Source organism: Paenibacillus sp. FSL P2-0121, assembly GCF_037975345.1.
Lineage (GTDB): Bacteria > Bacillota > Bacilli > Paenibacillales > Paenibacillaceae > Paenibacillus_AQ > Paenibacillus_AQ odorifer.
The window spans coordinates 6013462-6037309 of sequence record NZ_CP150245.1 but is presented as its reverse complement, the minus strand read 5'-3'; the positions used below and the strand labels follow the sequence as shown (position 1 = coordinate 6037309).

The window sequence follows — 23848 nt, the reverse complement described above, 5'->3', positions numbered from 1 at the left end:
ATACTATCACAATAGCAAAGGCGGGAAGAAATATGAACTTACAATTTCCAGAAGGATTCCTATGGGGTGGGGCTGTAGCCGCTAACCAGCTTGAAGGGGCATATCAGGATGATGGCAAAGGCTGGTCTACCCAAGATGTCATGCCGCATGGCATTAAGTCTGCGCCTACAGAAGTTCCTACCGACGATAACATGAAGTTGATTGGTATCGATTTCTATCACCGATATAAAGAAGATATTAAGCTGTTTGCGGAAATGGGCTTTAAAGTATTCCGGACGTCTATTGCCTGGTCCCGGATTTTCCCGAAAGGGGACGAGCTGGAGCCGAATGAACAGGGCTTGCAGTTCTACGACGACCTGTTCGACGAGTGTCATAAATACGGCATCGAACCGCTAGTTACGATCTCCCATTATGAGACCCCGCTGCATTTGGCACGAGAGTATGATGGATGGGTTAACCGTAAGATGGTGGAATTTTACGAGCGTTATGTGAGAACGATCTTTAATCGTTACAAGAACAAGGTCAAATACTGGCTGACCTTTAATGAGATCAATTCTATCCTAGAGTTCCCATTTATGAGTGGCGGAATAAATACTCCATTGGAAAAATTGAGTAAGCAGGATCTGTATCAGGCCATTCACCATGAGTTCATTGCAAGTGCTTTGGCGGTAAAAATCGGTCATGAGATCAATCCTGATTTCAAAATAGGCTGCATGGTGCTGAGCATGCCAATTTATCCGCTCACTCCGCATCCGGACGACTTGATCAAGGCGATGCAAAGTGATCACAAAAATATGTTTTTTGCGGATGTTCATAGCAGAGGTTATTATCCAGGCTATATGAAACGGTTCTTTAAGGAAAATGGAATTCACATTCATTTCGAGCCAGGGGACGAGGAAATTCTAAAGCATACCGTGGATTTCATATCGTTCAGTTACTATATGAGCACATGTGAAACGGCTGATCCGGAGAAACAGATCAGAGGAGAAGGAAACCTGCTGGGCGGGGTACCGAATCCGTATCTGGAAGCGAGCGAATGGGGTTGGCAGATCGATCCGCAGGGCTTGCGTTATGTGATGAATATGTTCTATGACCGATACCAAAAACCGCTGTTTATCGTGGAAAATGGCCTTGGCGCCGTCGATCAGCTGGTTGTAGACGGGAACGGTGAGAAGATCGTAAACGATGATTACCGGATCAATTATTTGCAAGATCATTTGGTTCAAGTAGCGGAAGCTATTGCTGATGGCGTAGAAGTTATGGGATACACAAGCTGGGGCTGCATTGACTTGGTTAGCGCAACAAGCGCCGAGCTGAAGAAACGTTATGGTTTCATTTATGTAGATCGTCATGATGATGGTTCAGGTACACTGGAGAGATACCGTAAGAAGTCCTTCCACTGGTACAAAGAAGTAATTGAATCCAACGGACAAAGCCTGTTCTAAAAAAAAAGTCCTGATAATCAAGTTATTCTTGATTTATCAGGGTCTTTTTTTGTTATCCAATATTATACAGGCTCTGGTTTATTGTTGACATCATTAATTGAACATGTTAATTTGTAAATAATAAATTAATCGGATATCAGGATTGCTACTGCATAGCAGGCAAAACCTAAGTTTCATTTATGATTACGGGGATAATCTCTCTCGTACATAGATGTGATTTAGGTTTTTTTGTGTTCCCTGATATCGGTGATTAATTGATCTGTTACAAAGGGGTGTATAAAAATGAGTTATGAACAGCTAAGTAAAGACATTATCCAATCTGTCGGTGGGGAGAAAAATATTAACAATGTGATTCATTGTGCCACGCGACTAAGATTCACACTTAACGATGAGCAAAAAGCTGATAAAGAAAATTTGGAAAAAATGAAAGGGATTATTGGGGTAGTTAGCAAAGGGGGACAGTTTCAAGTTATAGTGGGTACCCATGTTGCTGATGTGTATAAAGAAATTGCCAAATCCATATCCCCTAACAGTGACTCTGGCGAGAACAAGGTAAAGAAACCTATAGGGACTCTGATTTTTGATGTTATTTCTAGAAGCTTTTCGCCTCTGATTGGTGCTTTAGCAGGTGCGGGTATGTTGAAAGCGCTATTAACCGTACTTGCATCGTTACATGTTCTAAGTGCGGATAGTGAAACTTACAAAGTATTAGCCGGCGCTAGTAATGCTGTGTTTTATTTTCTACCCATTTTCTTAGGAATTACGTTATCGATTAGGCTGGGTGTTAATGCTTATGTGGGTGGTAGTATCGGTGCGGCTTTACTTGAACCTAATATTACGGGATTAGCAAGTGTTGAATCTCCACATTTTTTAGGTATTCCTTTAGTAATTTCGGACTATTCATCAAGCGTGTTTCCGATTTTTATCGCCATCTGTATATACGCTTTATTGGATAAGCAGCTAAGAAAGTTTATACACAAGGATTTGCAGATGTTCTTGGTCCCTATGCTATGTTTGATTGTGATTGTTCCGTTAACTATTTTGGCTTTCGGACCGTTTGGCGTGAATGTAGGGAATTTAATTGGAGACGCTATTTTGTTCCTCAGTACGAAAAGCGGTATTGTTACAGGGGCAATTGTGGGAATAGCTTGGACGTATTTGACTGTACTCGGATTGCACTGGGGACTTGTGCCAATTATTCTTGAGAACATTGCTAAGGGTGGAGATCCGATATATGCAATGGCCGGCATGGCCATCTTCGCGCAGCTGGGTGTGGCGTTGGGTATCTTCCTGAAAACAAAGGACAAACAGTTGAAAACATTGGCCGGCAGTACATTTATACCAGGCGCGCTTTCAGGTGTAACAGAACCTATTATTTACGGTTTGCTGACTCGTTACAAACGGACTTTCATTTATGTAACCATTGCCGGCGGTGTAGGTGGAGCACTTAGTGGTCTTTTCAAAGTGAAGATGGAAGTCTTCGCATTTGTGAGCGTATTAAGTCTTCCCGCATTCTCTCCGCTGGTCGTTCAAGCGATTATAGCAGGTGTGACCATTGTATTGGCTATGGTAATTACCATGGTATTTGGTTATGAAGATAAAAAGAAAGTGAATATTGTAGAAGAAAAAACGAATACTGAAAAAAGCGAGGTTATCCTCCCTCACGCCGTTAAAAGTTCAACCGTTGTAAGCCCTCTGGCTGGTAACGTAATCCCGTTAACCTCAGTAGATGATGCTGCCTTTGCTTCTGAAGCAATGGGCAAGGGGATTGCAATTGAACCCACAGAAGGTAAGCTTTATTCACCGGTAAGTGGAGTTGTATCCACTATTTTCAGAACAGGTCATTGTATTGCGGTAGTATCGGATGAGGGTGTTGAGGTCTTGATTCATATCGGTATAGAAACCGTGAAGCTAAAAGGTAAATACTTTGATGTGAAGGTGCAAGAAGGAGCAACCGTTAAACAGGGTGATCTATTGATTGAGTTTGATTTTGAACAAATAAAAAATGAAGGTTATCAATGCACAACACCGATAATTATTACCAATACGGCTAATTATAGTGATGTGATTGGTACCAATAAAACAGTTATTACACCGGGCGAAGATTTGCTGACTGTTGTAGTGTGATCTATTGAAGAGTCATAAGGTATGAATGGAATCGATCTCTTAGTACTGCTACTTAGAGATCGATTTTTTATTATAGAATACTATAAAAAAGTGCTAGCTTCGTAAGATGAAAAGGTAAGGAGCTGTAATATGCGGATCGAAAAAGTGTTAAACAACAATGTTGTTACTGTCATAGATGACCAAAATTTTGAACTAGTAGTTATGGGAAGAGGACTGGCCTTTAAGAAAAAACGTGGAGACTTTTTAGAAGAAGATAAAATTGAAAAGATATTCACTTTAAGTAATCAAAAACTTTCAGATAAGCTAAAAACGCTGCTTTCCGAGATTCCAATCGAGCACATGGAGCTCTCAGAAGAGATTATTAACTTCGCCAAACTGCAGCTCGGTAAAATGCTGGATGACAGTATTTATGTTAGTCTGACAGATCATATCAGTTTTGCGCTGGAGAGATTCTCAAAAGGGATGAAGATTAAAAACGCCATGCTTTGGGAAATCAAAAAATTCTATAAAGAAGAATATGAGGTTGGGAAAGCTGCGCTTCAAATTATACATTCCAAGCTCGGAGTCAGACTTCCCGAAGATGAGGCCGGACATATTGCGCTCCATCTGGTGAATGCAGAACTAAATGAAGAGATGCCTAACATGGTGAATATCACCAAGATCATGAACGACATCCTAAATATCGTGAAGCGCCATTTCAGGCTAGAGTACGACGAGGAGTCCCTTGCTTATTACCGTTTTATCACTCATTTGAAATTTTTTGCACAACGTCTCATCAACGGTACTCCACCTCCTGATAATGAGAATGGCTTATTTATTTTGGTAAAGCAGCAGTATAAGGAAGCTTTCGCAAGCGTCGAGAAAATTAAAATCTATATTGATAAAACATATAATCGGGAGTTAACAAATGATGAAATGCTGTATCTGACCATACACATTGAAAGAATTACAAACCAGATCATGGAGTAGGGACGGTTAAGCATTAAATTTTAACTTTGACTTTCGGGAGAATCGCGTATAAGATTACTAATATGTTTTCTGTGATAATCATTATCAATAGATTGATAACGGTTATCATGGAATCAACTTCGAACGTTGAATCCAGGGGGATAAAGCAAATGCACAAAAGGTTAATTAGTTTATTTATGGTTATTGCTATTATATTGGTCGTATCAGGCTGTGGTACTAACCAAAAGAACAATTCAACATCGAACGCGGGAGCAACTGATAAACCAGCTGCTGAAAACGCGGGCAGTGAATCTACAAGCGGTCCTATTGTATTAAAGGATTCTAAAGGTGAGATTACGCTGGACAAACCTGCGCAAAGAGTTGTGGTATTGGAATGGACCTTTACGGAGGATGTTATTGCACTGGGAGTGCAGCCAGTAGGTAACGCAGATAACGAAAACTATAAGCTGTATGTGACTTCTGAAGCACCACTTGATGCAAACGTGACTGATGTTGGTTCCCGTGACGAGCCAGATCTGGAGACAATTGCTTCATTAAAGCCTGATCTGATTATTGCCAATACGGGTGGGCATGAAGGAATCTATGATCAACTTAAAAGTATCGCTCCAACATTGATTTTCGGCTTGTATCCGAATGAAGGAGAAGGTAATCAGTACACACTGATGGAAGATACTTTCAAAACAATTGCAGCGGCAGTAGGTAAAACAGCAGAAGCCGATAAGGTTCTTGCTGATTTGGATGCACATTATGCAGATGCAAAAGCAAAGCTGGCTGATGCAGGCAAAGAAGGCTTGAACTATGTACTGACACAAGCATACAGCTACCAGAATGCAGCAACGATGCGTCTTTTTACAGATAATTCACTTGCGGTACAAACTTTGGATCGGATCGGTCTGAAAAACGACTGGAAACCTGAAAATTTCGAAGTTTACGGATTCAGCACCTCTACAGTTGAAGCATTGCCTGCGGTTCAGGATAGAAATCTGATCTATATCGTCCAAGAGGATGATAATATTTTCACGAAAGAACTGAAGGATAATTCCGTTTGGAATGGCCTTAACTTTGTGAAAGAGAATCGCACCTTCGGATTGAGCAGTACTACTTGGGTGTTCGGCGGTCCGATCTCCTCCAAAGTTATCGTGGATGAAGTTGTAAATACATTAACGAAATGAGTGCGGTTATGAACGAAAAGAGTAGCAAAGAAGCCTCTATCGGCATGAACTGGCGGATCATTGGAATATTTGGGGGCGGCTTTGCCGTCCTCTTCATTCTGTTCGTTTTAAGTTTGGGCTTTGGGGAAGCCAAGATCCCTGCAGCTACTGTAATAGATGGCTTGCTGAATCGCCAAGATATAATGGAACATAATCTGCTCTGGGATATCCGCATGCCACGTACAGTTATTGGTCTGCTGGCCGGGGCTGCTCTGGCTGTGGCTGGGGCATTATTGCAAACTATAACGAAGAACCCGCTTGCTTCCTCAGATACACTTGGGATTAATGCCGGGGCATACTTTATGGTCGTGCTTGGTATGGTAGCTTTTCCTGCTTTGCAGCATGAGTTTCCATTTTTGTTGGCAGTTGCAGGGGGACTGCTTGCTGCTTTAGCCGCTTATTTATTGAGTGGAGGCAAGGCGGCCACACCTGTTCGGCTGGCTTTGTCAGGTATGATCGTCTCCATGGTGCTCGGAGCGTTTACATCGGCCATACATATTTTTAAAAGAACAGAAACACAAAATCTGTTTTTATGGGGTTCAGGTTCCCTAATCCAGTTGGATTGGGACGGTGTTATATATGCCTGGCCTTTTGTCGTAGTGCTGCTATTGGCAGCGATATTTGCCGGCAGACAATTTGATGCGCTGGAGCTCGATGAGTCAACGGCCCGTTCACTTGGACAGCGAGTAGGGTTAATTCGGGCGACGGGGCTTGGCCTATCGGTATTAATGGCTGCGGTTGTAGTCAGCGTGGTCGGACCGATTGGCTTCGTCGGCTTAGTGGCTCCCCATCTTGTCCGGCTTAGTGGAATTCGCAAGCATCGCCTGCTCATTCCTGCAAGCGCGTTGTGGGGAGCCTTGCTCATCACGGCAGCGGATACGCTAGCGCGTGTAGTGCGAAGCAGTGTGGGTGAAATGCCTGTTGGTGCAGTTATGGCGATTATTGGAGCCCCGTGGCTCATTTGGCTGGTACTCACCAAGATGAAAAATATATCGGGCTCAGGCGCTGGCCAATCATCGATGAGTATCGGTGGGGCGGGACTGCGTCTGCGCTTTGTGCCGACGGCTATAGTTATGACTGTGCTGCTGATTGCTATTATCCTGGTAAGCTTATCATTTGGGGGAACAAAAATACCGATCAGCGAATTGCTGAGCAGTCTGTTCCATAGGGGGGATCAATCCTATTCCGTCCTGCTGAATTTACGGCTTCCCCGTACACTCGTAGCGGCTGCAGGAGGGATCGCACTTGCAATCAGTGGTGTACTGATTCAGAGTGCTGTTCGAAATCCACTGGCAGATGCCTCTATTATTGGTGTGACCTCAGGGGCTGGCTTTGGTGCTTTGGCCGTAATGACCGTTTGGCCAGCATTGACGGTATTTGCAGTTCCGCTTGCCGCAATCGTGGGTGGGGCACTGGCTGCAGCTTTTGTCTTTTTTATGGCCTGGCGCAGGTCCTTGAATCCATCGGTTCTGATCTTGCTTGGAATTGCAGTTTCTGCTATTGCCTCTGCCGGAATCCAGGTCATGATCGTCAAAGGAAGTTTATGGAGCAGTAGCTCCTTAATTTGGTTAACGGGTTCGACTTATGGACGAAGCTGGAATCAATTTTACATCCTATTTGCATTCCTGCTTGTACTTGTTCCGATTGCATACTATTTGGGCCGAAAATGCGATTTGTTGGCATTTGGTGACGAGAGTTCAACAGGATTGGGCTTGCCGGTTCGAGGAACGCGGCTTTGGGCTATGATTATCGGCGTTTTGCTTGCAGCGGGAGCCGTTGCAAGTGTGGGAACAATTGGCTTTCTCGGACTCATGGCGCCGCATGCGGTGCGGATGATGATTGGTCATCATACGAGACGCTCGATTGTTTTGTCAGGATTACTTGGCGGCTTGATGCTCGTCATTGCCGATACGCTCGGAAGAACCATAATGGCGCCGAAAGAAATCCCTTCAGGCCTTATTATTATGCTGATTGGGGCTCCGTATTTCTTGTTTTTAATGTACCGGTCACAGGTTAGAAAAGTGTAGATTTTGTTATAAGAAAAAATCAGGGGGTGCCCCATCAGCCGTAAAATGGCTGCTGGGCACCCCCTGATTAATTAGAGCTTGCTCCATCAAGAACGCCTCAAACATCGTTTCATCTGTTTAAAATTCCCCTTCCTTACGCTACAGCTATCGGACACAGATGACCTTAAACGCAGCTTTATTTCGCATTTGAAGTGACAACGGACCGCATAGTCGCTATTGGCATGAAAAGCACCCGATTTGCCCTTCTTCCTATGAAATAACGTCATTGGAGTCCGAAACCAAGCTCCAAAGGCTAAAAATGCGCATATAACGTCATCTGATTCCGTAGGCCTCAACGAATGATGACAATTTATTGGTGCAGGCCACCAACGCCCATAAACAAAAAGCAGCGATTCTCCCATACCGGGGAAAGCTGCTTTTTTAATTGGATATTATCGATTTGTGAACAATTATTTAACTATTATTCTTAATTTTGTATATTTCCATTTGCTAGTTTATACTTTAATCTTATGCTGTAGAATTTTGGAAATAAGGAGTGGGATTATGTGAGGCTCTTCGACAGAAAAGGTGTACAAGACGACAGCAAAACTATTAACAACTCTGGCGAATTAAGAATCAACATTTTTTTCTTTAGCACTTTTATTATTTTTTGTGTGATTATCCTACGCCTTGCGGTCTTGCAATTTGTCGAAGGACCTACGTTATCTGAAGCTGAGGCTAATCGGGATACGAAAATAGTGGCATTATCGGCATTGAGAGGGAATATCCTCGCTGCTGATGGTGAGAAATTGGCATACTCAACGCCCGTTCAATCTTTGTACCTTACTTTGGATAAGGAATATACCGCAACAAAAACAGATAAAACTACGAAAAAAGTTACCTTAACTGCTGAGGCAAATAATAAATCAAAGGCGCTCGCCAGCAAGTTAGCAGAAGCCTTCGAAACTTATGGTGATCCTAATGAGAAAAAACTAACCACAGAAGAGATCCTTGAGTCTATGGATTTATATTCAAAAAAACTCTCTGGTTATGTAGCGAGAAGAATTAAATCAGGTTTAACTAAGAAAGAAATCGCTTATTTTTTAGAACACAAAAACGAATATCCAAACCTTGAAGTGATAGAGGAAAGCAGCAGGCATTATGATACCGATACGGTGGCTGTACAAGCTGTTGGCTACGTGAAATTTTTCAAATCCTCTACTAGTTTAGATCTTTATAAGGATGTACTTCAGGCGATGAAAAATAATCAGCACCCTGGACTTAACTATAAAGAGGATGAGCTAGTAGGCTTTGATGGCTTGGAGCTGCAATACCAGAAGGAGCTTCGGGGACAGAATGGTTATAAGGAAGTTTCTGTAGATCCGCAGAATATGGCAGAAAAAATTGTGAGTATTGAACCCCCGGTCAAAGGAAGCACTATCTGGACGACCCTTAATAAAAAAATTCAGCTGAAGACCGAAGAAGCCATTAAAGATCAGATTCAGTGGTTGCATTCACACACCGTTCAGGGAGAAACACATCCTGATGCTCTAACAGGTTACGCTGTAGCCATGGAAGTGGATACAGGTAATGTTATTGCTATGGCAAGTATGCCTGACTATGATACCAACAGCTGGGCTACGGGTTCGATCTCTCCAGAGGTGTATAAAAAAATTGAAAAGCATTACCAAAATGGAACAATAACTCCATACTCATCGGGAAGATCAGGGCATAATTTTGAATCTACTGTGCTGCTCGGTTCGACCATAAAACCATTGAGTGTGTTAATTGGCTTAAAAGAGGGCTTTATAAGTACTTCTTCTACCTATCAAGATAAAGGGATCACCTCATTTGGTAGAGAAGGACATGAGACTAATGTAAGGAACTCATCCAATCATGTATACGGCTCTTTGTATCCTTATACAGCCATTGAAAAATCTTCAAACGTATATATGGTTGATATGATCGGGAAAAAATTGTATGACAAATACAAGTCTAAGGGCATTGGGGTATGGGACACATATATGAAAGAATTCGGTCTAGGTGTTCCAACAGGGATAGGTTTACCAAGGGAATACTTGGGTGATCTGAATTATAAAGCTGAAGCTAAAGCGGGTTCAGTTCAGTCGGCACTTGTTTATGCTTCTTTTGGGCAGCAGGGACGTTATACCGTTCTTCAGTTGGCGCAATATGCGGCTACACTAGCCAATGAAGGGCAACGAATCAAACCACAGCTAGTAAGCAAGATCACGGACTCCAAAGGTAAAGTTATCAAAGAATTCAAACGGGAAGTGCTTGATGAAGTGACTACTTTCGATAAATCCTATTGGCGGGAGATAAAGAAAGGGATGAACAGTGACGTTAAAAGTGCCTTCGGAGATTTCCCCTATGATTTTGCGCGTAAAACAGGAACTTCACAACAGACGGATAGTAAAAACATAAACCGTGATAACGGAGTGTTTATAGCTTTTGCACCACGTGAAAATCCAAAACTTGCTGTAGCTGTAGTTATTCCTGAAGGCGGATTTGGATCTAGCAGTGCAGCACCTGTAGCGAGAAAAATTTTTGATGCTTATGATTGGGAGTACGGATTGGATGGAATTCCGAAGAAAAATGTGGATAAAAGTATCAGCGAATAACACAAAGGAGAGAGCGCACACTGCGCTTTCTTTTTCTTTTTACAGAGTGGTTTGTGGCGGATCGAAGGAACGGGTTCCAGATTAAAATATTGTAACCATAAAGCGTGAAACTTTTATCCTAGTAGGAGCGTCAAAAGGTTAGGAAAAAAATGTATTCGTCATTCCAGGAGGGTGAATCTGTGAAGAAGTTATGGATTTCTATTTTAGTGGGCTTATTAGTTTTGCCGATGATGTTTCAATCTTCAGTGAAAGCTGCTACTGCGCCCATCAGCATTTTTATTGACGGGGTTCGATTGTCCACAGATCAAGCACCGGTGATGGTAAATGGACGGACGATGGTACCCCTACGGGCAATCTTTGAAGCCTTTAATGCTACCATCAAGTGGAATCAGAAAACACAAACTGTAACTGCAACTAAAGATGATACAACGATTATGTTAAAGATTGGCTCAAAGACAGCCACGATTAACAATAAAGCTGTAACTCTAGATGTGCCGGGACAGAATTTGAAAGGAAGAACGATGGTTCCTACACGGTTTGTAAGTGAGTCATTGGGTCATGATGTGGGTTGGAATCCGAGCACCAAAGTAGTGACCATAACGACTTCCGGCGGTAAAACTGGAACTGTAAATCCGGCATCGAATGTGCAGTTAAAGGATGTAAGTGATAACGGTGACGGCCGTGATCTCCAGGTCAGCTTCACCCAATCTTCTAATGAAGCTCTTGTGGATCATTACCGGGTAATGATTGTAAAGGCTTGGAGCACTTTTAATATCTCATCTGCACAAAAGGTTACATCCGCCAATTATTCTACTGTTTTAGCTACAGGCACTAATCCTACGATTAGAATGACCGCAAATTCAAGGGATGTGGATGGTGACCTCATTAAAGGTAATCAAACCTATGTAGCTTATGTTTTCGCAGTGGGCAAAGGCAATAATACCAGCGCTCTCTCGTATAGTTCTTCGACTATATCGCTTAATACTAATACTGTAGTCGTTGCTCCAAGTAATGTACAAGTAAGTGATGTGAGCGATTATAGTGATGGCCGCGATTTAGCCGTAAGTTTTAATAAGGTATCGGATGAATCCAAGGTGAGTTCTTACCGGATATTTGTAGTCAAAGCTACTAATTATTCTTCTTTTAATTTGGCGGCAGCAAATGCTGTTAGCAGTTCAAATTACACACAGGTCAACAAAACAGGCTCCAATATCACTCAGATCCTATCGTCAGGAGCGAGGGATGTAGATGGAGCCCTCATTAAGACGGGAGTTGGTTACCGTGTGTTTGTTATGGGTGTAGATAGTGGCAGTAATACAGCCAATAATTTATTGTCTGCTGCTTCATCTGCGATTACGCTGTCCTCGGTCAATGTCTCTAATTTAAGTGTAAGCGACGTTAGTGACTTTGGAGATGGCCGTGATTTAAAAGTATCCTTTAACCACGCTACAGATGAAACGTATATTAGCCAGTACCGAATTCTAGTTGTGCCTACAGCTTATTCCAACAACTTTAGTTTATCTGAGGCGAATAATGTCTCCAGCTCTTACTACACAACGGTGAGCACAACAGGATCTAGCACCAGTCAAGTGTTAGCCTCGTCAGCAAGAGACGTGCGTGGTAATTTGATTAAGAATGGAACACCTTACAGAGTGTATGTGTTAACGATTGGAAGCGGGAAGAATTTGGGCACCAACATTCTCTCAACGGAGTCAACATTAATTACGTTGGTTGTCGACTACAATGTGAGTGCTGTCTACAATTTGGATGTAAGCGACGTAAATGATTATGATGATGGCCGTGATTTAAGAGTATCCTTTGACCACGCTACGAATGAAACGTATATTAGCCAGTATCGCATCCTGGTTGTACCTACTTCCTATTACAGCAGCTTCAGTTTATCTGACGCCAATAATGTGTACAGTTCCAACTACACAGCAGTGAGCACAACAGGATCCAGCACCAATCAAGTGTTAACCTCGTCATCAAGGGACGTGCGCGGTAACCTGATAAAGAGTGGAATCAATTACAGAGTATATGTATTAACCGTCGGAAGCGGGAATTACTCGGGCAGCAATGTTCTTTCTTCTGGTTCACCTTTAATTACGTTGAATGTAGATTACAAATTGGCTCCTATTTCGAGCTTGGATGTAAGGGACGTTAATGATTACGAAGACGGCAGGGATTTAAAAGTATCCTTTAACCATGCCACGGATGAAACGTACATTAGCCAGTATCGAATCCTGATTGTACCTACTTCCTATTACAGCAGCTTTAGTTTAACCCAGGCAAATGCGGTTTCTAGCTCCAATTACACAGCGGTAGGCACTTCAGGAAATAACACCAGTCAAGTCTTGGATTCTTCAGCCAGAGATGTAAACGGAAATTTAATAAAGAGTGGAATCAGTTACAGAGTGTATGTGTTGACGATTGGCAGCGGCAAGTACTCAGGCACTAATGTGTTGTCCTCAGAGTCGAATGCCATAACTTTATCCACTAAGCTGCCGGTAACCTCTGTCACCAATGTAACGTACAGTGTGGATGAGGGTAAAATACTAGTAAGTTTCAACCGTTCCTCTAACGAGTCTAACATTTCGGAATATCGAATTCTGGTGGTTCCGTCCAAACAAGGTTTTGGTTCAGCGGAAGCAATTGAGGTGAAATCCTCGTATTATACGTCGATAACGCCTAACGGAACGAATCCTACAATTGTAGCCTCGAGAAGAGATGTTAATGGTGCATTAATTGTTAAGGGTGTTAAATATAAAGTATATGTTCTTGCGGTAGCCAATAATAATGGCGTGCAGAGTGGTGGTCTTTCGGATTCAACGGAAGAGATTGAAATATAAGGATAGGGAATAAAATCATTATAATATAAGGCAAAAAACCTTCATTGAGCACTGGGCTTGATGAAGCGCTTTTTGCCTTGTTTTTTTGTTTTCTATTTTTTATAAAAATAGGGTTGCGATTATACACATTTAAAACATTTGGTTTAACCTATTGGAAGCGCTATAATTGAAAATAATTACATGCTTAAGGAGTCTATCATGAAAAGAGGCAGGATATTCTACAAGATTTTTGTTCCTATTCTGGTGCTGGGAATTGGCCTGGTTATTAGCTTCGGTGGCTATATTTATCTGACGACGATTAATTCGGTAAATGAAAGAGTAGCGGATGATAAACAGAGTTTAATTACTCAAATTAAAAACACCTTGGAACAGAAAATTCAGACCATCGAATACGCTTTTAATACTTACAGTACCACCAGTTCCTTCAGGGAGGTCGTGCAAAATCCGATCACCGAGCAGGATTTTGAGAAGTATCGCGAGATTAATTCCCAGCTTAACTACATTGCCAGCATGGGGATGGATTTTGTTAATTATTCTCTAATCAGTTTGGAGCAGAAATGGCAGATTTCCAATGGTAAGCTTTCACATTTAACGGAAGAAGAGAGCAGGACACTTTATGAGAGCTATATTAATAACCGTAGCCGGGGGTTGTTTTGGGTTAAGACGGATAAGGGTATCCGCTTTGTAAATACCCTGCCGGTATTCTCACAGACCAAACAGGCGATTGCCTTATCTGATATATCCCTTCAGACCTTGCAGAGCACCCTTCAGACCGAAGGAAACACACCGGTGTTTATTCTTAACCGGGAGGGTGAGCTTTTATATGAGTCGGAAACTGGAAAGTCCCTGCTGACTAATAATCAACTTAGCCATATCACTAATGTTGCTGGAGGCGGGGGGCAATTGGGGACGATTGCCATGGAGCGGGCTGATCACCAATCGATAAAAGCTATTTATGCTAAATCTTCTTATAATAATTGGATTTACGTAACTATTTTGGATAAATCAGAAATTTCTGATGCACTAAAGACAACCCGATTTGGGATTGTGATGATGGTACTGCTTATTACGTTGTTGATTGCGGTAGTCGCTTATGTGATCTCTTTGTATTTCACCAAGCCATTCCGGCAGATTCAGCGCCGATTATTGCCTGCCAATGCGGAGCTAGAGCCTAAGAATGAGGTAGACTGGATTATTAATTCGATTGATACCATCTTATCGGAGAAAGAAAGCCTAGAGGGTCTGATTGAGTCTGAGATGCCTAAGTTGGAAACTCAGTTTATTCTAAATCTGTTTCGTAGCCGGATATCCCAAGAAGAGCTTAATCTGGGTTTGCCTCGTTTCGGTTATGAGCTGTCACAGAATTCGGTGTATGCAACGCTGCTAATACAGCTGGATAACTATGGGGAACGGCAGGCTAGCGATAAGGATCTTCTGCTTGTAGCGGTTAACAAACTGGTGGAAGAGCTAATTCCGCAGGAGAAGCGGATGATTCCTATCCTATTAAATGACCGTACACAAGCAACCATCCTGATCTTTGAGGGAGCGAATGAACAGGAGAACCGGAGAATAGCACTGGACTATGCCAAGACAATTATTCGAACAGCTAGAGAGATCCTGAAACTATCCATTAGCGTTGGAATCAGCAATTTTTATGATAATTTATTGTTTAGTAGGGAAGCTTGCGAGATGAGTAAGCAGGCGCTGCATCATCGTTTAAATCTGGGCAAAGAGTCTATCATCTTCTATGAGGATATATCGAAGGTGATCTCGGGTCCAGTTCTACTGCATTATCCGTCTGAGTTTGAGTCCCAGTTATTTGACGCGATTCGGATTGGAGATGAAGAACAAGTCTCCTGTTCTCTGTATCCATTACTCGGGGAAATGATGAAGCACAGTAAGAACCCTTTGAATTTCGAAGTCACATTAATACGTTTCGTCAACAATCTGATTCAGTTGGAGCAGCTGCTGGGTGTAGAGGTTCTGCTGACAGAGGACAATTCTACGTTGTATCACCGATTGTTAGACATCCGTAATCCGGAAGAGATCGAACGCATTTTGGTCAAAGAAGTTATCCATCCGATGGTGACCAGCGTTAAGGAGAAGACAGACCGTCAGTTCCGCCTCTTATCCGATAAAATTGCGGTGATTGTCCGCTCGGAATTTGATCAGGACTTAACGCTAGAATTAATTGGTGATCGTCTCCATTACAGTCCGAACTATTTAAGCAGTATTTTCAAAAAAGAGTACGGGATGACGTTTAGCGAGTATCTGATGAACTATCGTCTGGAAATGGCTAAGAAGTGGCTGGTGGAAACGGATATGACCATTAAAGAGATTGCTGAAAGGCTGCAGTACCATAATCCACAGAACTTTATTCGATCCTTCCGTAAAAAAGAACATGTAACACCAGGTGCATACCGAACCCAGAAACAGGAGAAGTAAGGCGCTGAACACAAACAGCCAGCCCCGGGAGACCGGGGCTGGCTGTTTGTGCAGCTGCAATGTTTTAGCCTTTTACAGAACCCAGCAGGGCTCCTTTGGTGAAGTGTTTTTGTACGAAAGGATAGGCGAGCAGCATTGGAACGGTTGCGACTACGATAACCGCCATTTTGATGGTTTGAGCAGGTGGGATAATATCAACAGAAGCATTATCTCCCTGCATCCCGCTGGCGACGATAACAATTTGGCGCAGCAGGACTTGAATAGGCCACTTAGTGGAGTCTGTCATATATAAAATTGCACTCATATAAGTGTTCCAGTAAGCTACCCCGTAGAACAAGGAGAGGGTCGCGATAGATGGCATCGCCAGCGGAAGCATGATTTTGAAAAATACACCAAAATCATTAGAGCCGTCAATCTTGGCTGATTCCTCTAGCCCTTCCGGCAGCGCCTGGAAGAAGTTACGCATAATGATCAGGTTAAAAGCATTGATCGCAACAGGCATGATCATGGACCAGTAGGAATCGATTAATCCGAAATATTTAACTACCAGGAAAGTAGGGATCATTCCCCCGCTGAAGAGCATGGAGAACACGATTACGAAATTGATGAAATCTCTTCCGTATAGATATTTTCTAGATAATCCATAAGCCATTAAAGAGGTAAGAACCATACTGACAACTGTACCCACTAAGGTTACACCGATGGATACGCCAAGCCCTTTAAAAATAGTAGGCGTTGACAGTATATAACGGTAAGCATCCAAAGAGAATGTCGTCGGGAACAGGATGAAGCTTTTTTCTACTACCTCCTGTGTTGAAGCAAAGGAACTGGCAAACACATTGACAAAGGGTAAAAGACAGGCTAGGGCAATGAGTGTAAGCAGTGTGGTATTTACAATAGTAAACAGCCGGCTACCCATATTTTCTTTTTTAAAAGATGATTGCGACATGCAGATATCCTCCTTGTAATCGTTTCATTGAAACTTTAACAGGGGTCTGTTATTCCGTATATAATCATTAGCTTGGGCTTTGTTTTGGGAGGAAAAAGCGTGATAAGGCATAGATGATCTTTATGTATTGTAGTAATCACTATAAGATGCACGGGCCTGGAAAACCTTATAGCTGTAGGGTTCTCGGAGTATCAGTATCTGATGATTATATACGTAATGGACGAATGATCGTAATCTGGGAATCGTAAAGAAACGCGATCAAGGAGGCCGATCAGGTGAAAGAGGCAAACGTCACCATGCTGAACACGAAAGTTAATCCAGTAAGAAAAAAGCGAACGGGGCCTAGCTGGCTGAGTTTAAAAAGAAACAAGTTATTGTATCTAATGATACTCCCGGGATTTTTGTATTTTGTTATTTTTAAGTACCTGCCTATGGGCGGTCTTATCATTGCATTTCAGGACTATCAGCCGTTTCTGGGTATAGCGGATAGCCCGTGGGTAGGGTTTAAGCATTTCGTCCGATTGTTTACAGAACCTACCTTCTTTATGCTATTGAGTAATACACTTATCCTGTTTGCATTAAACATTTTTATTTTCTTCCCGCTACCTATTATAGTGGCGCTGATGCTTAACGAAGTTCAGCACAAGTTATTTAAGAGCACCATTCAAACGATTATTTATATCCCCCATTTCATGTCATGGGTTATCATCGTCTCCATTTCCTATGTATTTATGAATGTGGATGGAGGGGTGCTGAATGAGATGTTGGCGGCCCTTGGGATGCAGAAGATCAGCTTTTTGACTTCTCCTGAGTGGTTGCGTACCGTGTATATCGGACAGATCATTTGGAAAGAAATTGGTTGGTCAACCATTATTTATTTGGCAGCCATTACCGTAGTGGATACGCAGTTATATGAAGCAGCTGAGATGGATGGAGCGGCAAGATTACGCAAAACATGGCATATCACCTTGCCGGCGATTCGCCCAATCATTATTACCTTGCTTATTCTGAAGATTGGCCACACGCTGGATCTGGGCTTTGAGCATATGTACTTGCTGATCAATTCCTTGAACCGCGAAGTTGGAGAAATTTTCGATACCTATATCTATACAGCTGGTTTAAAGAACGGACAATTGAGTTTCAGTACCACAGTAGGTCTGTTCAAGGGTGTGGTTGGCTTGATTCTCGTTATGCTGTCGAACAAGTTAGCCAAAAAAATCGGCGAAGATGGTGTTTACTAGGCTTCATAGTATGCTGAATTCTTACCTCTGCCTTAAAGGCAGAGGTGGAAGATACAACACAAATACATTAGTAAAAGGGGTAATGTTGATGAATCGCAATTACAAAAAAATTGCAGCCTTAATGTTGTGTAGCGGGTTAGTACTCACTGCATGCGGAGGAGGCAATAACGCGAAGGAGTCAAATTCTTCAAATGAGGGAACGAATTCAACGGCTAAAACTACTGCCGCACCTGCAGATGTGCTAGATGCTAAAGCAAAGATTAGCTGGCTGAACATTTTACAAACGTCTACAACACCAACGGGTCCTATTCTGGATAAAATTGAAGAATTGACGAATACAGAGATTGAATTCTCATGGATTCCGGATCCTTCCAAAGAAGAACGTATTAATACTTCATTAGCATCGAATTCCCTAGCAGACATCGTTACCCTGACTATTCTTGATAACTCTTCTGTACGTAATGCACTGAAGGCCGGTATGTTCTGGGAAGTAAGTCCTTATCTTGATGAGTTCCCGAATTTGGCTAAAATTTCACAGGATACACGTACATCGGCATCGATTGCAGGTAAGCTGTACGGGGTTCCTTTCCAGAAGTCCTTGGCTAGAAACGGCGTTGTTCTCCGTAAAGATTGGCTGGATAAGCTTGGACTGCAGGTTCCAAAAACAACAGATGAGTTGATGGAAGTTGCGAAAGCGTTTACCGAAAAAGACCCTGATGGTAATGGCAAAAAGGATACCACAGGCTTCATGGACCGCAGCGATCTTGTATATGGAGCATTTAAGACATTGGGCTCATACTTTGGAACACCGAACTATTGGAGTGTAGATGATGCGGGTAAAATGACACCAGAGTTCGATACAGAGGCTTATGTCAAGACCATGGATTATATGAAGACTCTTTATGATGGTGGTTATATCAATCAGGATTTTGCTGTGACGGCTAAAACAGATCAGCAGCAGAATTTTGCGCAAGGAAAGGCTGGAATTTATGTGGGTGCCTTGTTTGACAGCAAGAACCTGCTGAATCTGTCTAAAGGCATACAGGATGGTATGGATTTGGTTATGGTTAACGATATCACTTCCACCGGTAATGAAGCGGATCGCGCCATTTGGGCTGGTAATAACGGAATTGGGGGACTGTTGTCTTTCCCGAAATCCGAAGTCAAGGATGAAAATGAATTAAGACGGATCTTGAAATTTGTTAATGATCTTATGAATGAAGATGTCTATGGCTTGATGACTTATGGTATTAAGGATGTCCACTATACAATCGATGGAGAACAAGCGGTTACGATTAAGGATACAGATCTCTGGAAGCAAGAAGTTCAGCCATTTTCGGCATCTCGTCCATTAGAGAATGGATTCATTATCCATGATGCTGATCCACTCAAAGTTGAAGCTGATAAGCTGATCGTTGAGAATGCTAAATATGCTGTACTGAATCCTGCTTACTCTCTGGAATCTGAGACCTATTCTACTCAAGGATCTGAGTTGCAGAAGATTATGACAGATGCCACTTATAAATATATCCTAGGTAAAATTGATTTGGACGGATTTAAAGCTGAGGTTGAAAAGTGGAAGAAATCCGGCGGCAGCAAAATCATTACTGAATATGAAGCTGCTTATAAAGCTGTAAATCCTTAAGAAGTACTACAGACTATATTCTAAGAAAATAGTAGAGGGGTCCTAAATGGGGTGGCTGCGTTTAGGACCATATCTATTCAAACAGGAGGAAAAAATGAAAGACAACAATGCACTTAGGAGTATGGGCTGGGGTGTTCGAATGGCAGATTCGATTATGGAGCGAACGCCAAGATTATATGAGGATAACGGATATCATGGAAAATGGTCTTATGATTATGGAGTCATCTTGAAGGGTTTTGAGCTGCTGTGGAGACAGACCGGGCAGGTTAAATATTATCAATTCATCAAAGATAATATGGATTATTTTATTGAGGAAGACGGCTCTGTGAAGGGATATCGCCTGAGCGAACATAATATTGATCACTTAAATAACGGAAAGATCCTATTTGTGCTCCATAAAGAAACTGGGTTAGCGAAATATAAAATGGCTGCAGATTTATTAAGAAAGCAGATAACAACGCATCCTCGAACCTCAGAAGGTGCGTTTTGGCATAAGAATGTATATCCTTATCAGATTTGGCTGGATGGCTTGTATATGGGCTCTCCTTTCTATCTGGAGTATTTACTTGAGTATGAAGGCGGCAAGGGTTTGGACGATGTGACCCGGCAATTTATTCTGTGCGAGCGTCATACCAAGGATGCTGAGACGGGTCTCCTGTTTCACGCATGGGATGAAAAGCGGGTACAGCCGTGGTGCGATCCTGAAACGGGGTTGTCTCCGAACTTTTGGGGGCGTTCGCTGGGGTGGTATGTGATGGCGCTAGTGGATGTACTCGGCATGCTCCCTAAGGAACACGCGGATTATGAGATTTTGGCACGTATACTGACAGATACGCTGACAGCGCTTCGTCAGGTTCAGGATGCGGATGCTGGAGTATGGTATCAGGTTGTAAACATGGGCGGCCGTAAAGGCAATTATTTGGAGGCTTCCGCCTCTAGCATGATCACCTATGCAATGGCTAAGGGCATTCGGATTGGTGTACTCGATGATAGTTGGTTCGAGACACTTGACCGTGCTTATCAAGGCCTTATTGCTGAATTTGTGCTGGAAACCAAAAATGGCTGGGTTAACCTGAATAAAAACTGCCAGGTCGCTGGACTCGGTGGTGAAGACCGGAGAGATGGTACTTACGCCTATTATATCAGTGAACCGATCGTAACCAATGATCAGAAGGGGCTTGGCGCATTCCTCCTGGCTTGTGGAGAATATGAATATTTGCAGCGTCCCGCCGTGACGAAAGGAAGCGAGTGAAGCACATGTCTATCTACAATATAAACGACTACGGAGCACATCCTAATAGTGCAGAGCCTTCAACGGAAGCGATAGCCAGTGCCATTCATGCGGCAAGCGAGGCAGGGGGAGGAACAGTTTATGTTCCTTCCGGGCACTATCAGACGGGTGCTATCTTCATGAAAAGCAATATTGAGCTGAAGCTCAGTCCTGGAGCTGTGCTTAGCTTCAGCTCTGATCCTAACGATTATCCGGTGGTGGATTCCCGTTGGGAGGGTGTGAAGCAGAACGTCCATGCTTCATGTATTTTTGGAATAAATCTAGAGAATGTATCGGTTACAGGTGCAGGCAAGCTGGATGGAAGGGGCGCACCTTGGTGGGATAAACATCGGAATTCTCCTGATTCACTGCTGTATCCCCGCCCGAAGCTTATCAGCTTCGACAACTGCCGTAGAGTCACGCTCAGAGATCTGACACTCGTGAACTCCCCAAGCTGGACTGTGAATCCTATCTGTTGCCATGATGTTACGATTGATAATCTGTCGATCTATAATCCGGCGGATTCGCCTAATACAGACGGTATTGACCCAGAATCCTGTGTGAATGTCCGCATCAGCAACTGCAATATCGATGTGGGTGATGACTGCATCGCCATTAAAGCAGGGACGGAGGATACGAAGGAGCGGGTTGCCTGCGAGAATATCACGATAACTAACTGCACGATGATTCATGGTCATGGCGGTGTGGTGCTGGGAAGCGAAATGAGCGGAGATATCCGTAATATCGTGATCAGCAATTGCGTGTTCAAGCAGACGGACCGCGGCATTCGGCTGAAGTCCAGACGCGGGCGCGGAGGTGTTGTCGAAGATATTCGTGTCAGCAATATCGTGATGGAGGACGTGATCTGTCCGTTTATTCTTAATCTTTATTATTTCTGCGGACCACGTGGTAAGGACAAATATGTATGGGATAAGAATCCTTATCCGGTGACGGAGGAGACCCCCTGCTTCCGACGGATTCATTTTGCTAATATTACTGCTCGGAATGTTCACGCGGCTGCAGGTTTTCTTTACGGCCTTGCGGAGCAATACATTTCAGAAATTACCTTTTCCGATATTGATATTTCCATGGCAGAGAATGCAATCCCTGGTCGTCCAGCCATGATGTCAGGAATCCAGGATATGAACAACCGTGGGTTCTATCTGGGCAACGTAAGAGATATTCGCTTCCGCCAAGTGACGATCGAGAATCATGAGGGACCGGCTTTTTATATTGAAAATGGAGAAACGGTAGATATCACCGGCTGCCAATCGAGAAACACCCGTAAAGTTGAAGAGTTAGTGCAGCAGGTGACCGTTATCCCGTCACAGGAAGATCTAAGTGAGCAGACAGACTGATAATTGAACAGGATAGACTGCAGATTTGCTTAGGGTGAAGGGTGCAGATGTATGGAAATAGGAAGGAGTATGAAGATGATTACAGATAACATTCAGACTGGAGTTATTCACAATCCCATATTAAAAGGCTTCAATCCTGACCCTTGTATTGTAAGAGCGGGGGAGATGTACTATATTGCTGTTTCTTCTTTTGAATGGCTGCCCGGTGTGAGGGTGTATCAATCAGCGGACTTAGCAGACTGGGAGCATTGCACAGATATTCTGACTCATCAGGTGGATCTGCGGGGAAATCCGAAAAATTGCAGTATCTGGGCTCCACAGCTTAGTTATTATGACGGTTTGTTTTATCTGATTTATACCGATGTTAAGAGCACTAAACGGCCTTTTAAAGACTGTCATAACTATCTGATCACTGCGGAGGGTATTGAGGGACCTTGGTCTGAACCGGTATACCTAAACAGCAGCGGGTTCGATCCATCTCTGTATCATGATGAGGATGGGCGCAAATGGCTGCTGAATGAGCTGTGGGATTACCGGATTACGGAGGGCAACAAGTCCTGCGGGATTGTAATTCAGGAGTACGATCCAGACCAGTGCCAATTAATAGGTGAACCTGTGAAAATCTTTGATTGCACGCCGCTGAAGAAGACGGAAGCGCCGCATATTTACAAGCGGGGAGGTTATTACTACTTAATTACGGCAGAAGGCGGCACTGGATCGGGGCATGCCGTAACCGTAGCGCGCTCCAAGGCGCTGCTTGGTCCGTATGAGGTGGATCCGCTCAATCCGATGTTGACCTCTCGGGATAATCCCGAGCTGCCGCTTCAATGTGCCGGCCATGGAAGTCTGGTAGAGACACCAGAAGGTGAATGGTATATGGCCCATTTGTGTACGCGACCCCTGGAAGGCGAATACGCCATACTGGGGAGAGAGACTGCCGTTCAGCAGGTGCACTGGAATGAGGAGGGCTGGTTAAGACTAACCTCAGGCGGAAATACACCACAGCTCAAGGTACCAGCACCTAAAGGAACACAGTTCCTGAACCAAGTGCGGACGCTTGAATTTGAGGATGATTTTAATGGCCCAGAATTGAAAAAGAACTGGAATACATTGCGGATTCCTAGGAATGAAAGCTGGTGTTCCCTTGCTGAAAGACCGGGCTGGTTAAGAATCAGGGCCGGGGAGTCCGTGCAGAGTCTGTTTGAGCATCATATTCTGGCTATTCGCCAGACGGATATAAGCTTCCGCGCTGAAACAGCGCTTGAATATGAACCGAATACTTATCTGCAGATGGCAGGACTACTGTTATACCTGAATGAGGATAACTATCTTTATGCGTATATCAGCCATGAAGAAGGACGTGGCAAGGTGCTGCGGTTAATGCGCTGTCAGCGCGATGAATTCACTGCGGAGCCTGTAATGATTGAACTAAATGCAGGGGAGACAGTGCGGATCGCGGTTGAGGTGCAGGAAGTGACTGGGCAATTTGTTTATCTTAAGGGTGACAATACGGAGTGGAAGCCACTTGGCGATCCGCAGAATATCAGCTTTTTGTCGGGAGGCTTCACTGGGAACTTTGTTGGCATTGCGGCGCATGATATGCAGCAGTTCGGTGGCAGCAGTGCTGATTTCGCATATTTCCGTTATCAGGGCAAGGAATAATACACACGGCTTTACTAAGGAAGGGGTTGCTC

Annotated in this window: 14 protein-coding genes; 13 read left to right on the top strand and 1 reads right to left on the bottom strand. The window is 43.3% G+C overall.

The genetic code is table 11. From position 1 onward, the window contains the following. Window positions 1-32: 32 nt before the first annotated feature. The 8 genes from ascB to MKY54_RS26470 all read left to right on the top strand — a co-directional run bounded on the left by ascB (window position 33) and on the right by MKY54_RS26470 (window position 15691). Window positions 33-1445 carry a 6-phospho-beta-glucosidase gene (gene ascB, locus MKY54_RS26505; protein ID WP_076220000.1) on the top strand — a complete coding sequence of 471 codons (1413 nt, stop codon included), beginning with the start codon at window positions 33-35 and terminating at the stop codon, window positions 1443-1445. Window positions 1446-1727: 282 nt separating this feature from the next. After that, a complete protein-coding gene (locus tag MKY54_RS26500; RefSeq protein WP_076302384.1) occupies window positions 1728-3572 on the top strand; it encodes a beta-glucoside-specific PTS transporter subunit IIABC in 1845 nt (614 codons plus the stop codon). A 129-nt stretch (window positions 3573-3701) separates the two neighbouring features. Next, window positions 3702-4541, top strand: coding sequence for a PRD domain-containing protein (locus tag MKY54_RS26495; protein ID WP_076144575.1), 840 nt, complete (start codon window positions 3702-3704; stop codon window positions 4539-4541). 149 nt (window positions 4542-4690) lie between these two features. Then, window positions 4691-5713: an iron-siderophore ABC transporter substrate-binding protein gene (locus MKY54_RS26490; RefSeq protein ID WP_339188492.1), complete on the top strand. Its 1023-nt coding sequence runs from the start codon at window positions 4691-4693 to the stop codon at window positions 5711-5713. A gap of 8 nt (window positions 5714-5721) precedes the next feature. Continuing rightward, entirely contained in the window at window positions 5722-7779 is a 2058-nt protein-coding gene (locus MKY54_RS26485; protein ID WP_076098846.1) for an iron ABC transporter permease, read from the top strand. 545 nt (window positions 7780-8324) lie between these two features. Beyond that, entirely contained in the window at window positions 8325-10397 is a 2073-nt protein-coding gene (locus MKY54_RS26480; protein ID WP_076280127.1) for a penicillin-binding transpeptidase domain-containing protein, read from the top strand. A gap of 179 nt (window positions 10398-10576) precedes the next feature. Beyond that, on the top strand, window positions 10577-13246 hold the full coding sequence (locus MKY54_RS26475; RefSeq protein ID WP_339188487.1) for a copper amine oxidase N-terminal domain-containing protein: 2670 nt from the start codon (window positions 10577-10579) through the stop codon (window positions 13244-13246). A 198-nt stretch (window positions 13247-13444) separates the two neighbouring features. Then, window positions 13445-15691, top strand: a complete 2247-nt coding sequence (locus tag MKY54_RS26470; RefSeq protein ID WP_036685428.1) for an AraC family transcriptional regulator — start codon at window positions 13445-13447, stop codon at window positions 15689-15691. A 64-nt stretch (window positions 15692-15755) separates the two neighbouring features. On the opposite strand, the gene MKY54_RS26465 is transcribed toward MKY54_RS26470, so the two are convergent. Next, window positions 15756-16640 carry a carbohydrate ABC transporter permease gene (locus MKY54_RS26465; RefSeq protein ID WP_076130456.1) on the bottom strand — a complete coding sequence of 295 codons (885 nt, stop codon included), beginning with the start codon at window positions 16638-16640 and terminating at the stop codon, window positions 15756-15758. 275 nt (window positions 16641-16915) lie between these two features. Here MKY54_RS26465 and MKY54_RS26460 point away from each other — a divergent pair, with 275 nt between their 5' ends. The 5 genes from MKY54_RS26460 to MKY54_RS26440 all read left to right on the top strand — a co-directional run bounded on the left by MKY54_RS26460 (window position 16916) and on the right by MKY54_RS26440 (window position 23816). Next, entirely contained in the window at window positions 16916-17881 is a 966-nt protein-coding gene (locus MKY54_RS26460; RefSeq protein ID WP_305953707.1) for an ABC transporter permease subunit, read from the top strand. A gap of 88 nt (window positions 17882-17969) precedes the next feature. Further along, entirely contained in the window at window positions 17970-19526 is a 1557-nt protein-coding gene (locus MKY54_RS26455) for an extracellular solute-binding protein (protein WP_076130457.1), read from the top strand. A 94-nt stretch (window positions 19527-19620) separates the two neighbouring features. Beyond that, complete coding sequence (locus MKY54_RS26450) at window positions 19621-20778, top strand: glycoside hydrolase family 88 protein (RefSeq protein WP_076130479.1); 1158 nt, start codon at window positions 19621-19623, stop codon at window positions 20776-20778. A 5-nt stretch (window positions 20779-20783) separates the two neighbouring features. Further along, window positions 20784-22154 (top strand): glycoside hydrolase family 28 protein, encoded by a 1371-nt coding sequence (locus MKY54_RS26445; protein ID WP_076130458.1) that lies wholly within the window; start codon window positions 20784-20786, stop codon window positions 22152-22154. Between the two features lie 75 nt (window positions 22155-22229). Further along, complete coding sequence (locus tag MKY54_RS26440; RefSeq protein WP_076130459.1) at window positions 22230-23816, top strand: glycoside hydrolase family 43 protein; 1587 nt, start codon at window positions 22230-22232, stop codon at window positions 23814-23816. The last annotated feature ends 32 nt before the right edge of the window (window positions 23817-23848 follow it).

Excerpts from the sequence above, each read along its gene's own strand:
- MKY54_RS26470 (WP_036685428.1), top strand. The coding sequence starts at position 13,445 with ATGAAAAGAGGCAGGATATTCTACAAGATTTTTGTTCCTATTCTGGTG.
- MKY54_RS26445 (WP_076130458.1), top strand. The coding sequence starts at position 20,784 with ATGTCTATCTACAATATAAACGACTACGGAGCACATCCTAATAGTGCA.
- MKY54_RS26440 (WP_076130459.1), top strand. The coding sequence starts at position 22,230 with ATGATTACAGATAACATTCAGACTGGAGTTATTCACAATCCCATATTA.
- MKY54_RS26490 (WP_339188492.1), top strand. The coding sequence starts at position 4,691 with ATGCACAAAAGGTTAATTAGTTTATTTATGGTTATTGCTATTATATTG.
- MKY54_RS26485 (WP_076098846.1), top strand. The coding sequence starts at position 5,722 with ATGAACGAAAAGAGTAGCAAAGAAGCCTCTATCGGCATGAACTGGCGG.
- ascB (WP_076220000.1), top strand. The coding sequence starts at position 33 with ATGAACTTACAATTTCCAGAAGGATTCCTATGGGGTGGGGCTGTAGCC.
- MKY54_RS26450 (WP_076130479.1), top strand. The coding sequence starts at position 19,621 with ATGAAAGACAACAATGCACTTAGGAGTATGGGCTGGGGTGTTCGAATG.
- MKY54_RS26495 (WP_076144575.1), top strand. The coding sequence starts at position 3,702 with ATGCGGATCGAAAAAGTGTTAAACAACAATGTTGTTACTGTCATAGAT.
- MKY54_RS26500 (WP_076302384.1), top strand. The coding sequence starts at position 1,728 with ATGAGTTATGAACAGCTAAGTAAAGACATTATCCAATCTGTCGGTGGG.
- MKY54_RS26465 (WP_076130456.1), bottom strand. The coding sequence starts at position 16,640 with ATGTCGCAATCATCTTTTAAAAAAGAAAATATGGGTAGCCGGCTGTTT.
- MKY54_RS26455 (WP_076130457.1), top strand. The coding sequence starts at position 17,970 with ATGAATCGCAATTACAAAAAAATTGCAGCCTTAATGTTGTGTAGCGGG.